Annotated in this window: 14 protein-coding genes; 3 read left to right on the forward strand and 11 right to left on the reverse strand. The window is 56.7% G+C overall.

Annotation, left to right across the window (positions count from 1 at the left end; all coding sequences use genetic code 11):
- Positions 1 to 70 precede the first annotated feature (70 nt).
- Positions 71 to 637 carry a hypothetical protein gene (locus MNODULE_RS12455; protein WP_168060250.1) on the reverse strand — a complete coding sequence of 189 codons (567 nt, stop codon included), beginning with the start codon at positions 635 to 637 and terminating at the stop codon, positions 71 to 73.
- Between the two features lie 214 nt (positions 638 to 851).
- On the opposite strand from MNODULE_RS12455, the gene MNODULE_RS12460 reads away from it, so the two are divergent.
- Complete coding sequence (locus MNODULE_RS12460) at positions 852 to 2,048, forward strand: FIST signal transduction protein (RefSeq protein ID WP_168060252.1); 1,197 nt, start codon at positions 852 to 854, stop codon at positions 2,046 to 2,048.
- On the opposite strand, the gene MNODULE_RS12465 is transcribed toward MNODULE_RS12460, so the two are convergent.
- The 10 genes from MNODULE_RS12465 to MNODULE_RS12510 all read right to left on the reverse strand — a co-directional run bounded on the left by MNODULE_RS12465 (position 2,038) and on the right by MNODULE_RS12510 (position 10,917).
- The gene (locus MNODULE_RS12465; protein ID WP_168060254.1) at positions 2,038 to 2,565 is read right to left on the reverse strand and encodes a Slp family lipoprotein; all 528 of its coding nucleotides are present in this window, start codon (positions 2,563 to 2,565) and stop codon (positions 2,038 to 2,040) included. The two genes, MNODULE_RS12460 and MNODULE_RS12465, sit on opposite strands and share 11 nt — an antisense overlap.
- Before the next feature lie 110 nt (positions 2,566 to 2,675).
- Positions 2,676 to 3,158 (reverse strand): c-type cytochrome, encoded by a 483-nt coding sequence (locus MNODULE_RS12470; protein WP_168060256.1) that lies wholly within the window; start codon positions 3,156 to 3,158, stop codon positions 2,676 to 2,678.
- Positions 3,158 to 3,748 carry a hypothetical protein gene (locus MNODULE_RS12475; RefSeq protein ID WP_168059263.1) on the reverse strand — a complete coding sequence of 197 codons (591 nt, stop codon included), beginning with the start codon at positions 3,746 to 3,748 and terminating at the stop codon, positions 3,158 to 3,160. Before MNODULE_RS12475 ends, MNODULE_RS12470 begins: the two co-directional genes overlap by 1 nt.
- Positions 3,749 to 3,755: 7 nt before the next feature.
- Entirely contained in the window at positions 3,756 to 4,289 is a 534-nt protein-coding gene (gene pilO, locus MNODULE_RS12480) for a type 4a pilus biogenesis protein PilO (RefSeq protein ID WP_168060258.1), read from the reverse strand.
- Positions 4,286 to 4,855 (reverse strand): PilN domain-containing protein, encoded by a 570-nt coding sequence (locus MNODULE_RS12485; protein WP_168060260.1) that lies wholly within the window; start codon positions 4,853 to 4,855, stop codon positions 4,286 to 4,288. Before MNODULE_RS12485 ends, pilO begins: the two co-directional genes overlap by 4 nt.
- A 4-nt stretch (positions 4,856 to 4,859) precedes the next feature.
- A complete protein-coding gene (gene pilM, locus MNODULE_RS12490) occupies positions 4,860 to 5,807 on the reverse strand; it encodes a type IV pilus biogenesis protein PilM (protein WP_168060262.1) in 948 nt (315 codons plus the stop codon).
- A gap of 27 nt (positions 5,808 to 5,834) precedes the next feature.
- Positions 5,835 to 7,556, reverse strand: coding sequence for a GspE/PulE family protein (locus tag MNODULE_RS12495; RefSeq protein WP_168060264.1), 1,722 nt, complete (start codon positions 7,554 to 7,556; stop codon positions 5,835 to 5,837).
- Positions 7,553 to 8,758, reverse strand: a complete 1,206-nt coding sequence (locus tag MNODULE_RS12500; protein ID WP_168060266.1) for a type II secretion system F family protein — start codon at positions 8,756 to 8,758, stop codon at positions 7,553 to 7,555. The genes MNODULE_RS12495 and MNODULE_RS12500 overlap by 4 nt, the downstream gene beginning before the upstream one ends.
- Before the next feature lie 42 nt (positions 8,759 to 8,800).
- Complete coding sequence (mazG, locus tag MNODULE_RS12505) at positions 8,801 to 9,601, reverse strand: nucleoside triphosphate pyrophosphohydrolase (protein ID WP_168060268.1); 801 nt, start codon at positions 9,599 to 9,601, stop codon at positions 8,801 to 8,803.
- A gap of 293 nt (positions 9,602 to 9,894) precedes the next feature.
- Complete coding sequence (locus MNODULE_RS12510; RefSeq protein ID WP_168060270.1) at positions 9,895 to 10,917, reverse strand: Gfo/Idh/MocA family protein; 1,023 nt, start codon at positions 10,915 to 10,917, stop codon at positions 9,895 to 9,897.
- A gap of 334 nt (positions 10,918 to 11,251) precedes the next feature.
- Here MNODULE_RS12510 and MNODULE_RS12515 point away from each other — a divergent pair, with 334 nt between their 5' ends.
- Entirely contained in the window at positions 11,252 to 12,901 is a 1,650-nt protein-coding gene (locus MNODULE_RS12515; protein ID WP_202882197.1) for a glycosyltransferase family 2 protein, read from the forward strand.
- On the forward strand, positions 12,902 to 14,809 hold the full coding sequence (locus MNODULE_RS12520) for a polysaccharide deacetylase family protein (protein WP_168060272.1): 1,908 nt from the start codon (positions 12,902 to 12,904) through the stop codon (positions 14,807 to 14,809). It abuts the gene before it with no gap.
- Positions 14,810 to 14,838 lie beyond the last annotated feature (29 nt).

The following is a 14,838-nucleotide window of genomic DNA, read 5'->3' on the forward strand; positions in this document are numbered from 1 at the left end:
TCCATTTGTCATTGATCTCACAACGTAAGACGATAGAACCGGGACAAGAACTTGAGTCGATCGGGCGATGTCAGGAATCCGACTTCAACCCGGAGAGGGCATTGTAATAGCGGACGACGTTTCTTTTTTTATAGAGATACCAGCTCAGTAAGCCGATGAGAATCGCGGAGAGGATGAACCGTGGAATGAAGGCGTGGGCCGGCGCATCACTCCAACGGGGGGTCAGATATTTTCCGAACTCGGGAATCGCGAAGAACGCAACGAGGAGCGGCCGGGTCCAGGGCCGTTCTTTCCAGAGGCCGTAGGCGATCGGAACCGCCGCAACATAGAGCAGAATAAAGGGGAGCATCTTGACGAGAAAATCGCTTTGGGTGGCGAGCCGATTATCGACAATATAATCTTCATTTCCCGGCACGGTCACAGTCATGAAAGTAATGATGAGCCCGATCGTCGCAAGGGACGCAAGAAAAACCATCAACACCAACAGAAGAAGGGGACGCTGTCTCTCCGCCGCTTGGTTACCGGCCGCGTCGGCACGCGCCGAAAGCTTCGTTCCGCAGGCGCTGCACGCCGGCTGCCCGGAGCCTTGGTATTCGGTGGGGGTTCTGCAGTTGGGACAAACCAGTACCGGATTCATCGACAGGACCGATATGCTAACGAAATTCGTTTGAAAGCCATTTCTTACTCACTTTCTATGTCGGGGTTTTCTGAAGATCCACACCCCTTTTTACCTGAATTCGCTCCCTTTTTCCAGTGTGAAAAATGAGAGGACGCGATCCCCCTCGACAGACGGGTTCCAATAAAGGTATGATGTTGCGTTACAGGATATCAACTATTGAGGAGATCATTCGATGAAATGGGCATCCGCACTCAGCGAGGGAAAATCCACCCCGGAAGTGATCGCAGAATTGACGGAGGCGATCCGGAGCCAAATGGAAAACGAACCGATCGACCTCGCCTTCCTCTTTGTCTCCCCGGCGCTTCTGAATGACAAGATACCGGCCGCCGTGATGGAGGCGATCGGGTGCAGGACCCTGGTCGGCTGCTCCGGCGGGGGAATCATCGGCGGGGGGCGGGAAATCGAACACCTTCCGGCGGCGGCGCTGATCGCGGCCCGGCTCCCGGAGGTGGAGATTGCTCCGTTCCATTTGGACTCGTCGGATCTTCCCGACCTCGATGCGAGCCCGAAAAAATGGCAGGACTGTTTTCAGGTCGATTCCGACCTGAAGTCGCAGTTCGTCCTCTTCGCCGATCCGCTCACGTTCGAAGCCGAGAAGGGACTGATGGGACTCGACTTCGCCTATCCGAGGGCGGTCAAGGTCGGCGGGCTTGTCAGCGGCGGGAACAGCCCCGGCGAAAACGCCCTTTTTCTGAATCAAAAGATCTATCGCTCCGGAATGGTCGGCGTGGCCTTGAGCGGAAATATCGAAGTCGATACGATCGTGGCGCAAGGTTGCCGGCCGATCGGCGCCCCTCTTTCGATTACGAAATGCAACCGGAACCTCCTCACCGAGCTCGACCACAAACCCCCTCTGGAGGTCCTTCAAGAAATCTACGAGCAATTAAGCGAGGAAGATCAGAAGTTGATGCAGCATTCTCTCTTTCTGGGATTGGCGATGACGCCGTTCAAAGAGACCTTGACAAGAGGCGACTTCCTGATTCGAAACCTCGTCGGTATGGATTCGAAAACGGGGAGCCTGGCGGTGGGGGCCTTCCTTCGCGAGGGACAGCTGGTTCAGTTCCATCTGCGGGACGCCGAAACCTCGACGGAAGATCTGAAGTGGTACCTGACGGAATACCAGATGGAAGGAAAGGCCCGATCGGCAAAAGGGGCCCTTCTCTTCTCCTGCATGGGGCGCGGCGAGCATCTCTACGGCAAGCCGAACCACGACAGCGAGCTCTTTCACACCCGGTTCGGCCCGCTCCCTCTGGGGGGATTCTTTTGCAACGGAGAGATCGGCGCCGTCGGCGGGACGACGTTCCTGCACGGGTATACAAGCTGTTTCGGCATCTTCAAACCGGCTTCGACCCAATCATCTAGCGGCTAAATCCGAACCCGAAACCGAGCCCGATTCCGATCGAGGGCTCCGATCGGCCTCCCTCTCCCGGCGGCCAAAGATGGATATGCTCGCTCTGCAGGACCGGCTGGACCATCTCCGCCTCTCCGACCTGCTCCGAACGCCCCCCCTCCACCAATCCGACCGCCGTCAGCCTTCGCCCGCTACGGAAGACCGAAGGGTCCAAAAAGGCGGGGTGAATGAGGACAAACCGTCCCCCCGATTCATCCACGTTGATCGGAGCGCGGTCTCGTCCGAGCGGCTTCTGGAGAATTTCAATCTCGGTTTTATTCTGGAGGTTGCGGATCTCGATAATTTCGCCGCCGACCAGCATCCTCCTTCCTTTGTACGACTCGGGATTTTTCTTCACCTCTCGAAATGAAATCTCTTGATCGACTTTGCGCTCCAGATCCTCAGGGATCACCTTCGGACCACAAGAGAAAAGTATCGAAGAAGAAAGAAGAAGGAAGAGCACCGCCGGCATCTTGGAATTTAATTTTTTTTTCATTGCTGTCCCCTTAAGCGCAGGAAATCAATCCGGCATGAATAGATAATGATGATGTAATTAATTTTAATATTAAGGGGACTTAAAAGTCGATGGGTGATGGTTGGATCTGTCTACATCGGCTCTTCCTCTTTCCACATCGTCCGAAGATAGTGGACGATCATCCATACCTCCTCTTCGGTCAGGTGCCGGGGAACAAAAGCGAACATGGCCGTATCCGGAATGCCGTATCGAATGGTCCAGAAGATCTCCCCGTCGGTCCTCAGCCTCTGGAATTGGACATCGGTGAAATTGCGCGGAGGGGGACTGAGCATTACCCCGGCTTCTCCATCGCCATGCCCGTTCATTCCGTGGCAGACAAAGCAGTTTCCCCTTCCCTCATACAGGGCCTTGCCGTTTGAGATCGCATCTCCGGAGAGGGGAATCGGGTTTTTAAGCTTTCTCGCATCGGAGGGAGCGCGCGGGCGGCTCATATCAAAGGCCGACACCATCGGATCGGTGCCGGTCGTCACAAAGATGCTGGTCGCCATATGAATCAAACCCGAGAATAGAAGGATGATCGATCCCAGGATCAAGAAAATGCGGATTGGGCTCATTATTGATTTCTTCCTTCGGAGAGCTGAAGGGTCACTTCAGCTTGGGTGTCTTTGTCGGCCAGGACGGCGACGGAGCTCGACAGCTCCCGGATGAGAAAGCGGCTGAAGAGAAGCCCCCCCCTCTCACCGATGACCGTCTCCTGCCTTCTTGAGAAAAAGCCTTCCTGTTTTCCATTTCCCCGGTCCAAAAAACCGAGATAGCGAATCTCCGCCAAATCGGCCCTCGCCCGCGCCAGGGCCAGCTCCTCCGGGGTCGGACCCGTGATCACCGGCGGGGGAGGAAGCATCGGCTCGGCCGGGGGAGGCGGAACCGGACGCGGGGCGACCGCCCGCGGCGGCGCGGGGGGCTTGGGGGGGGGGATCGGCGCGAAGATATTTTTAACCTCTGCCGGCAGGGGAGGAGGTTCTTGGCTCAAGAGCTCCGTTTGGATTTTGATCGGAGAGTTCCTCCCCGCCTTCGCGGCGGTCTGAACCGCCCCCTTTACATATTTCAACGGGGCTCGCTGGGGACCTTCACTAAAAAGGGCCCGATACGAGAGAAGCGCTCCCCAGAAAACCAACAGGCCGATTAAGAGTTTTTTCTGATCCATCCGTCCTCTACGAACGCTTTCCTTCTCGGAAATAGGCTGCGATCCGAAGTTGAAGCTGGATCGCTTCCCCTTCTCTGCTGGAGGAGGCAAGCACCAGATTCTCCAGAACGAGGAAATAGCCCGACTGCTCCAAACGATAAATCAAATTCCGGATATCCCGATAGCTCCCTTTGACGCTGAATGAAATCAGCACCTTCATCAGCCCCGGCGCGCCGACGTTTTCCGGCTGATACGAAATCGCCGGAATCGAGAGGCGATGGGCCGCGGCCGAATCGGAAACAAACGAGACCACTTCCGAAAGCGCCGTCTCCTCGGGAAGGCGCTGGCGGAAGAGAATCAACTCTTGCTGCGCCGTTTTCAGCGTGGTGAGTTGACCGATTTTCGGCCGCTCCGATTGCCATGTGGTTTCCCTGGCAATGATCTCTTTCTGAAGCGGAACGACCCTTCCGGCGTGCACAAAGAGAAGGATTCCCGCGAAGAGAACAAACAAAAAAAGATGCGGGCCGAAACGGGCGACGAACCCCTTTACGGAGAGGATCATATCCCTCCTCTCCTGGCATTGTACTTAAATCGGATGGAGAAATTCACCTCCTTTTTCCCCTCTCTCTCCGATTCCTCCTGTTGCATCAAGAAGGCCTCTTCAAAGGGAGATTCCTGGAGACGTCCGATCAACTCGGTGACCTCTTTTAAAGAGGGGGCGGACCCTCCCAGGATCACCTGGCCGGTGTTGAAGTCGGGCTGAATCCGGGCGACGGAGAGTTTGGCGGGAACACGCTCTTCCAGATCGGAAAGAAAGGCGGTCCAGGAGAAACTCTTTTGGCGGAGGAGCTGGTTGATCAGTTGGATCTCATTCTGCATCGCTTTGACCGCGTCGTCCGAAACCCTCCGCCCCATCTTTCCGATTTCTTCCTGGAGCTCCCGCTGCTCATTCATCACGCGGCCGATTCGGGCGTCAAAGGCCGCCTTGCTCTCCTTCATCTCGTTGAGCTTCATCAGATCGATTCCGATCAACACGGTCATCGCGACGATCGCGAGATAAAGGGTGAGCAGAATGACCCTTCGCTTGAGGTAGTCTCCCGACGAGAGATTGATATCAAACCGATCCAACGGGTTATCCTCCGACCGCGGCCGCCGCCGCAGAGATCATCCGCAGGGTCCATTCGGAGGATTCGGGAAGCGAAGACGGAACCGACCGGATGACTTGAGACGGGTTCAAGAAAACAGGAGTGATATGAAATATCTCCTGAAAATGGGCTTCCATTTCGGGAGCGCTATTTTCGAGCAGGAGGAAGAGATGGGTCAGCGTTTGAAGACGGTTGCCCCCCTCATCGTAAAAAGAGAGGGAATTCCCCAGCTCCTCCAAGAGAAAGTCGGTCGAGCGTTCCGCATCTCCTCCCGTGTGGGGAACCTCCTTCACCCGGATGAAACGGACATGTCCTTTCTCAAAGACCAAGACGGTGAAATTTCGGTCGATCAGACAGACAAAAACGAAGTGGCCCGTCTCCCCCACGGTCCGAGTGATGAGGGGCCGGAACAGGTTGAAGAGATAAAACGAAGTAGGAGAAATACGCCGCGCCTCGATCGGGCGCGCTTCATCGAGCGATTCATACTGCTCGATCACCTCTTTCTTGACCGCCGTTGCAAGGATCTTCGTCCGGCCCCCTTCACGGAAAAGCACCTGATACGAAAACCGTGACGCGCCCAACGGATAGAGGAAGGTCTTCTCCATGTGCCACTGGATCAGTTTTTCGAAGTCCTTCCGGCCCGTTGGAAGCTGCTGCAGGTCGAGCAACAGCATCCGAACCGCCGAATCGGGAAGGGCCAGCGTCAGGTGGCGAACGCGGGGAAAGCGATCCAACATGGAACCGACCGATTTTTTCCACCGGTCGATCTGAAGAATATTTTTTTCAACCGGAGAGGGACGGCAGACCCCTTCTTCCAACGTCTCAACGGCGCAATGTCGAATGTCGATCGAATCCCCCCGCTGCGCCGCTGAAGCAATCGAGAGATGGGTCGGCCCGATGGAGAGACCGACATGATCTTGCTTCAAAAAACCCATTTAAAGACCCACGTAACGTGCTTAATCTTATTGAATAAACGTGACCCGATTGATCTCCTTGAGGGTCGTCTCCCCTTTGAATACTTTCTCCAGCCCCGCTTGGCGCAGCGTCGTCATCCCCTCTGCCAGCGCCGCGCGGCGGACTTCGGAGGTCGGGCGGCGCGACAGGATCATCTCACGGATCGTATCGGAGAGATTGAGAAACTCGGTGATCGCAGCCCTCCCCTTGAACCCGGTCCCATTGCACTCCGGGCACCCCTTCGGAAGGGCGAAGAGCCGATCTTTATACTCCGCCGGATTGAGCCCCGAAATCTCCAAGAGATCTTCAGGGAGGGTCGCCTCTTGTTTACAGATCACACAGAGACCCCGAACCAGCCGCTGCGCCAAAATGCAATTGAGGGAGGAGACGAAATTATACGGCTCGATCCCCATGTTGACGAACCGCCCGATGACATCGAACGCATTGTTGGCGTGGACGGTGGTAAAAACAAGGTGCCCCGTCAGCGCCGACTGGATGGCGATGTGGGCCGTCTCCGCATCCCGGATCTCCCCCACCAGAATCTTGTCGGGATCGTGCCGCAAGATGGAGCGGAGTCCCCTGGCGAAGGTCAGCCCCTTCTTTTCATTGACCGGGATCTGAACCACATCCTGCAGTTGGTATTCGACCGGATCTTCGATGGTGATGATCTTGTCCTCGCGCGTGTTGATCTCGGTGAGCGCCGCATAGAGGGTCGTTGTCTTGCCGCTTCCGGTCGGCCCGGTCACCAGGACCATGCCGTACGGCTCCATGATTGCTTTTCGGAATTTTCTCAGATCCCCCTCGTTAAAACCGAGCCGGTCGAGGCGAAGCTCATTGAGCTCCGCCGTAATGTACTCTTTGTCCAGAATCCGGATCACGACATCTTCGCCGAAGACGCTCGGAAGAATCGAAACCCGGAAATCGACCTTTCGCTCTTCCAGCCGCATCTTGAAGCGGCCGTCTTGCGGAACCCGCTTCTCGGCGATATCGAGCTCGGAGAGGACCTTGATCCGGGTGATCAGCGCCGGATGAAACTTGATATCGAGGGGATCCATCGCGCGATAGAGCACCCCGTCGATCCGGTATTTCATCTGCACCTGCGTCTCGCTCGCTTCAATATGGATGTCGCTCGCCCGCTTATGAAGGGCGTTGAGAATCAGCGTATCGAGGAGCTTGATGACCGGGCTGGTGTCCTTGCTGACCTTCTCGATCGAGAGGATCTCCTCCCCCTTCTCATCCTCTTTGATCAGCACCGGTCTGAAGTCGGCCTGAATCTGCTGTAGCACCTGGCCCGATCCCTCGCTCCGCTTCAACGTCTCGAGGAGGGCGGTCCGGCTGCTGAGCCCGAAGGTGATCTTCTCTTTCAGAATCAGCGCCAGTTCATCCATCGCCGCGAGTTTGGTCGGGTCGGAGATGAGAATGAGGATCTTCCCTTCCGCTTCTCCGTAAGGAACGAAGGGATAACGATACATTAACTCGACCGGAATTTTCTTGAAGTAAGCGGAATCGATCTTGAAATGATCGAGCGGATAATACGGAAGGTGATACTGCTCGGCGAGCGCCTGGGCGAGGTCTTCCTCCGTGATGAACCCCTTCTCGATCAATGCCTCGCCGAGACGCATCCCCTTCCCGCTGTACGCTTCGAGGACCTGATCGATCACCTCCAGGGTCACCTTTCCCCTTTTGACCAGGAGGGCGCCGATCGGTATTCTTTTTGTGAAAGGTTTCATCGGATCGTTCCTGCAAGATGGAAAATGGGAAGGTACATGGCGATCAAGATCATCGCCACCAGGGAGCCGATCGTCAAAAGAAGGACCGGCTCGACCCAGGTCGTCACCCGCGAGAGGTAGAGATCCAGCTCCTCCTCATGGAAATTGGCCACCTCGTTGAGCATCTCCTCCAGCGAGCCGGTCGATTCCCCGACGGCGATCATCTCGATCGAGATCTTCGGAAAAAGATCGATCTGAGAGAGGGCGGTCGAGATCCCGATTCCCGTCTTAACCGCCTCCCCGGCCCGCTCGACGTCATCACGGACCACCCGATTGGTCATCGCCGACGCCACCATCCGGATCGCCTCCACCAGCGGGATGCCGCTCTTCAGGATCGTCGATAAGGTCCGGCTGATCCGGATCAAGTGATGCCGCCGGACAATCGGCTTGATAAAGGGGAAAGAGAGCGAGAGCCGGTCGGCCTGCGCCCGTCCCCATCCGCTTTGGTAGAGGCTCCAGAGAAGCGCCCCGAGACCGGCGGCGGCCACCGACAGCAGGAAAAGATTCCCCTGAATAAAGTGGACGAGTCCAAGCAAGACCTTTGTGAAGAGGGGAAGATCGACCTGTGATCCCTCATAGATTTCGGTGAAAGAAGGCATTACGTAGATCAGCAGAAAGCCGAGCACGCCGAACCCGATCGCCAAAAGAAAAGAAGGATAGGCCAACGCCCCGACGACCTTTTTCTTCACCTCCAAGATCTTCTTTTGATAATCCATGAAGCGACCGATGACCTCGACCAGGTTCCCGCTCTTCTCCCCCGCCCGGAGGGAGGAGACATAGAGATCCGAAAAGTAGCCGGGATGTTTCGCCATGGCGTCGGACATCGCGCTGCCGCTTCGAATATCCCGCTGCACCGCCTTGAGCGCCTCCACAAACCCGGGCTGGCTCCCCCGGTCGACGAGGACATCGAAGATCTTCATGATCGGAAGGCCGGCCTTCAAGAGGGCCATCAGCTCCTGATTAAAGACCAGAAAATCGCGCGGAGGAAGCCGCCTCTGCATGGAAAGGGTCGGGAGGGAGAGGCCGATCGTCTTCGAAATGGAGAGGACCAGATATCCCTGCTCTTCCAGGCGGCTTCGAAGGAGCGATTCGCTTTCGGCCTCTTCCTGTTGGGTGACGATTGTTCCGTCCCCCTTGGCGACACGATATGAAAAGAAAGCCATCTTCAAAACCGAGAGGACGGGAGGGGGGAGGCGCCGAACGCCTCACCCCTCCCGTGTTTCATCTTTCTTCGCTTTTTCCCAGAGGGCATCCATTTCCTCCAGAGAGAGCGTGTCGAGCGACACCCCCCGCTGTTTTGCTTCCGACTCCATCATTTGAAACCGGTCGGTGAAACGTTGAATCGTCCCGCGAAGCGCATCCTCCGGGTTCACCTTTAGGAAGCGGGCCGCATTCACCACCGCGAAGAGGAGATCTCCGACCTCCGCTTCGATTCGTGCCGGAACGCCTTCCGCCGCCGCCGTTCGAACCTCCTGAAATTCTTCCTCAATTTTACCAAAGACCGGCTCAATCGTCTTCCAATCAAATCCGACCCGGGCCGCCCTCGCTTGGATCTGGTGCGCCCGCAAAAGCGCCGGCAGCTGTCGCGGAATTCCATCTAATGCCGATTTGCGGGATTGATTTCGATCTTCTTTTTTCTTCATCTCCTCCCAGCGGGATAAGACCGCTTGCTGATCGAGGGGAGGGGCCTCCGATTGCTCCGGGGAGAAGACGTGCGGATGCCGGCGGGTCATCTTTTCCAACGAGGTCTTCACGACCGCTTCGATATCGAATTGGTTTCGCTCTTTCGCGATTTGCGCATGGAAGAGAACCTGGAAGAGAAGGTCTCCCAGCTCCTCGCAGAGCGGCTCGGCCTTTCCCGCTTCGATCGCTTCGAGGACTTCATACGCTTCTTCGATTAAAAAGGGCTTCAGCGATTCGGGGGTCTGCGCGCGGTCCCACGGACATCCCCCTTCCGCGCGCAGCCGGTCCATCAGCGCGACGAGCTGATCGAATGATTTCGACATACTTCTCCTTATAAACCCGACTATTATACAAGCTTTGAGGAGAGATGCAAGGGGGAAGCGATTGATTGAAGCTCCCCGCAGCAAGCTGCGGGGAATCTTCGACCCGAAAGGATGGAAAGACTCTATTTGTATTCGCGCGTCTAACCTTCGCAGCAAGCTGCGAGGAATGCGACGCGCGTGCGTGTTCAACCGAACAAAAACAGAGGATTTTTTCCGGTCACAATTTCTGCAAGATACAAGGGTGCTTCACCCGTCAGCAAAGGGCTGCGCCAGTTCAAAAAGTTGCGGATTATTCAGAATGTCATACAAGCGTAATAAATTGTGTTTTGTCTATCATCTTTATTAGAACCCCTTCCGCATCTGGTCCATGCCCAAGAGGTACGGGCGGCGCTTTCACCCGTGCTCGGGCAAACTCCAACCCGGTTGAGCGCGTCCACCACCGTCTGAATCAGCGGCTGCTGAATGTGCGGAGGAGACGTGAATGAAAACGGGGTGCTCCCTTGGGAAGTGGTCAAGAGAATCGGCCGGTCGTCAAAGATGGTATAAGCGATCTTCCCTTCCGTCCCGACGATCTCGGTCTGCTCCCACCGGTCATAGCCGGTAAAACACCAGCTCCCGACCCCATGCACCCCCGACTCGAAGACGAACGCGCCGGTGACGATGTCTTCGGCGGGATACCGCCGGGCCTGATTGGAGGCGAAACCGTGGACATGGCGGATCGGCCCGAGAAGATAATCGAGAAGGTCCAACATATGGGAGGCCAGATCGACGAAACGTCCGCCCCCCGCGATTTCCGGAATCACCCGCCAGGGGAGCGTATGCAGAGTAAGCTCGTCGGCGGCCAAAGGCCGGCGGAGCGTCATCGTCACGAAACGAACTTCCCCGATCGCCCGGGCGTCGAGGAGCTCCTTCACTTTGAGAAAACGGGGGAGCGCCCGCCGGTAATAGGCGACAAAAAGGGGAACGCCGGCCGCCCGGCACGCCGTGATCATCATCTGACATTCCTCGAAGTTCAGCGCCATCGGCTTTTCGACATAGACTGGTTTTCTGGCTTGGGCGCTCATCAGCGTATACGCTTTGTGAAAGGCGGGCGGGGTGGCGATGTAGACGGCATCAACTTCCGGATCCTCGATCAACGCCTCCGCGTTATCGTACCACTTCGGCGCGCCGTGGCGCTGCGCATAATCTTTCGCCAACGCCCCGGTACGCCGCATGACCGCCGTCAGACGGGAGTGGTTCGCCTTTTGAAAACCGGGACCGCTTTTGACTTCGGCGACATTGCCGCAGCCGATCATTCCCCAACGGATCGTTCGCATTTGCTTCAGCTCCATAAAGGTTGGGATATATCACATGAAAATATTAAAAACAATATTACCGGACCCCCTTTTGGATCTGTCGAATTCCTTTTCATCCGCTTTCAATTATTTTTCTTCCTCCTCCGACATCTTCTTATGTTATAATGTCCTCGCTTTAGATCCATTCGTGCCGCCTGAACATCCATATCAAACCTTTCTGTTATCGTTTTGCCCTATTGAATTAAATTTTACGGATAACATCATCCTCTTCGATTAGTGAAGATATTGCGGAGACGCGATTCTTCGCGCCCGTACGATCTCTATCTGAAACCTCCTCAAGGGAGAAGAACGATTTATGGCGACGATCATTCACCAAGAAGACAAACGGACAACGGATTCTCCCGGTATGGAATCGCTGGCAAGGCGGAGGGCCTATTCCCGCTCCAAAACGGCGCTCCCCTCTTTCTATCGGATCAAGCATTTTTCAAACCATCGTTCCGGGACGGCCATGCTGACCAATTGGAGCGTCGGCGGCGGGCGGATTGAAATGAGCCGGCCTTTGGAGGTCGGCACCTGGCTCGAGCTGGAATTGAAACCCGGATCGGCTTCCGACATGCCGATCCCCCCGATTCTTCGAAAGAAGCGACGGGTGCGCGCGCGGATCGTCCAAGAGGCGCCGCTCTTGTCCGACGTCGAAGCGCGAAATGGTTACGCATACGGCCTCGTCTTCGCCGTCGGCTGGAAAACGCTTTGTCGATATCATTTTGAGCGCGCGCTTCCCTGGATCGCCCACCTCCTTTTCGCCGCCGGGATCTTTAATGTCCTCTACTTGAAGAGCTTTAATTTACACTACTTCTGGTACGAACCGCTGATTAATCTTTACAGCCTCTTGATCTCTTTTTATATTCTCTCTCGATTCTTCCTCTCCTATTTTTACAAGCCGCCGAGGGATGCCGGGTATTTGCCCCCCGTCACGGTGATCGTCGCTTGCAAAAACGAGGAGAACTCGATCGGCCGGACCCTCGATGCAATCTATCAATCCGATTATCCGCGTGACCGAATGGAGGTCATCGCCGTGAACGACGGGTCCACCGACGGAACCGGCGGTGAGATGGAGCGGGCGAAGGAGCGCCATCCGGGACTCAAAATTATTCACTTCGATAAAAACCTCGGCAAACGGCAAGGGATGGCCGCCGGGGCGCGGATGGCGACCGGGGAGATTTTGGTCTACATCGATTCCGATAGTTTTGTCAGAAGCGAGACCATCCGAAAGCTCGTTCAGGGATTTTCCGATCCGACCGTCGGCGCCGTTTGCGGACATGCCACCGTTCAGAACGCCCGGAAGAATCTTCTCACCAAAATGCAAGAGGTCCGTTATTTTATCGCGTTCCGGGTGGTCAAGGCGGCGGAATCGGTCTTCTCCGCCGTGACCTGCTGCTCCGGCTGCCTGGCCGCCTACCGGCGCAAGCCGGTGATGGAGGTACTCGACACCTGGCTGAACCAGCGGTTTCTCGGAAGAGAGGCGACCTTCGGGGACGACCGCAGCCTGACCAACTTTATGCTCCGGCGGTACCGGGTGATCTACCACTCCGAGGCGATCTGTACGACCCTGGTGCCGGAAACCTACCGCCAATTTTTTCGCCAGCAGCTCCGGTGGAAGAAGTCATGGATCCGGGAGAGTCTGCTTGCCGGCACTTTTATGTGGAAGCGGCATCCGATCGTCGCCTTCTTCTTTTATCTCGGGGTCCTCTTCCCGATCATCTCCCCCCTCATCGCATTCGATAATCTGATCCTGCCGTTGATCGGATACGGAAGCCCCTCCCTTCTCTATATCTATGGCGCAACATTGATGGCCGCCGTCTATAGTCTCTACTATCTCGGCCGGTTCCGAACCGGGCTCTGGATCTACGGCATTTACTTCAGCTTCTTTTACATGTTCATCCTGGTCTGGCAAACCTATTATGCCGTTTTGACCGTTCGGCGAAACCATTGGGGAACCCGATAAATGAAGGAGCCGACCGATCCGTACGCTTCCATCTCCTTTCGCCAGGATCGCATTGCCTGGGGACTCTTATTTCTCCTCTCGTTTTTTCTCCTCGGCGGGGGATACCTCTGGCTTCATCGGGAGGTCGCGCCGCCCCCCGGGTTGCCGGCCGATTCCGACGACGACCCCCGCATCGCCGTCCTTGTTTACGATCATGTGACAAAAGCGAAAGGGGAGCATGTCGATCGGGAGCTCTTTCGGGAACATCTGGAGGCATTGGAGCAACGCGGCTTCACCCCGATCACCCTCTCCGTATTGGCCGACTTTTACGAGCGGGGCCGGCCGCTTCCGCAGAACCCGCTGCTGCTCACCTTCGATCACGGCTACCTCGACACCTATATGGCGGTCGACCCTGTCCTGCGCCGAAAAAAATGGCGCGCCGCAATGTTTGTCAAAACGGTCCGCCTGGAAAAGAGCGACACCTTCTTTCTCTACTGGGATCGGCTCCAAAGGATGGTCGACAGCGGCCTTTGGGAGATCGGATCAAACGGCCGGATCGGCAACGATCCGGCCCCGATCGATCAGAGCGGCGAGGTCGGTCCTTTTTTAGCCCGGCGGATCTGGATGGAGAAAGAGGGCCGCCGGGAGACCGATTCCGAATTAAAAGATCGAATCCGGCAAGACTACCGATCGAGCAAGGAAGCGATCGAATCGAATCTCAGAGGGGTTCGTCCCGTTGCGTTTGCCGCGCCGTTTGGGGACTTCTCGAAAATTACCGGCGATGCCGCCGTTGTTCACTTTAATCGGAACGCATCGGCTTCGCTCTACCCTCTCGGTTTCGTCGATGATCGATTCGGGGTCAACGACCGCTTCACCGATCCGCACGCCCTCAAGCGCCTTCGGGTCGATCCGGGCTGGTCCGGAGAGGAGTTGGTCCAACGGCTCACTTCCGCGATTGAATCGCTCCCCGACGGCGGCACTTTCGAGAACCCGCCGGTCCGATGGATCGCGGGCGAGGGGCGCATCTCTTCCGAAGGAGAAGCGCTCTTCTTGAAAGGCTTCCCTCGCACCGACCTCTGGCTTCCGGGAAGCGCCTGGACCGAAGAATGGGTGATGGAGGCCGATCTCTCGATCGAATCGGGCTCTTTCTGGCTGCTTCAGGAATCGGACTCGGGAGAGTCGTGGCGATGGGGAGGGGATCCGGCGGGCCTCTCGCTTCAACATCGGATGCCGGGGAAACCGTTGGAGACCCTCCGTCGGTTCGCCGCCGACGTGACGCCGGGAAAACGGCATCATCTCAAGGTCATCAAACGAGGAAAAGGAATTTGGATCGAATGGGACCGCCGTCCCCTCACCGCGCACCCGGTCTATCTTCCCGGACCCTCGCGCGGGCCCCTCGGCTGGATCGGCTGGCGGACCGACGGGCCGGCGGCGCTGCAGATTTCAAACCTCCACCTCACCCGCTCTCCCGGCGAAATCAGACCGGTAGGGGAGAACCCTTCACAAAAGGCGCTTGCCTCGCTCGTTAAGGAGGCCCCTCGGATCGCCGCCCTCTCCCCTCCCGGACTGGAGATGACCGGGGATCGCCTGCACGAATTGCCTCTCGAATCGCAGCTCTTCAAAATCCTCTCGCATCGATACGGATGGGAGATCCTGCCGACGGTCCGGGTGTCTGCGAAGGGGAGAGAAATTCGGCGGATCAAGATGCCGGTTGACGACGGCGCATCCGTCCTCAGCGAGTCGACCCTGACCGAACTCCTCCACCGGGTTGAAAAGAAGGGATGGGGAGGAATTTATCTCGATCTCCGGCAACTCCCCCCCGCCACGCGCCAAAGCCTGCAACCGCTCCTCCGGCAATGGGGGTTTCTTTTCCAAAAAAGAGGACTGCGGCTCGCCTACGGCCCCGATGTATCGATCGATTCAAAATGACGCCGATTTTTTTCTTTTTAGGAAACAGA

Origin of the sequence: Candidatus Manganitrophus noduliformans (genome assembly GCF_012184425.1) — a bacterium.
In the GTDB taxonomy this organism is placed as follows: Bacteria; Nitrospirota; Nitrospiria; order SBBL01; family Manganitrophaceae; genus Manganitrophus; species Manganitrophus noduliformans.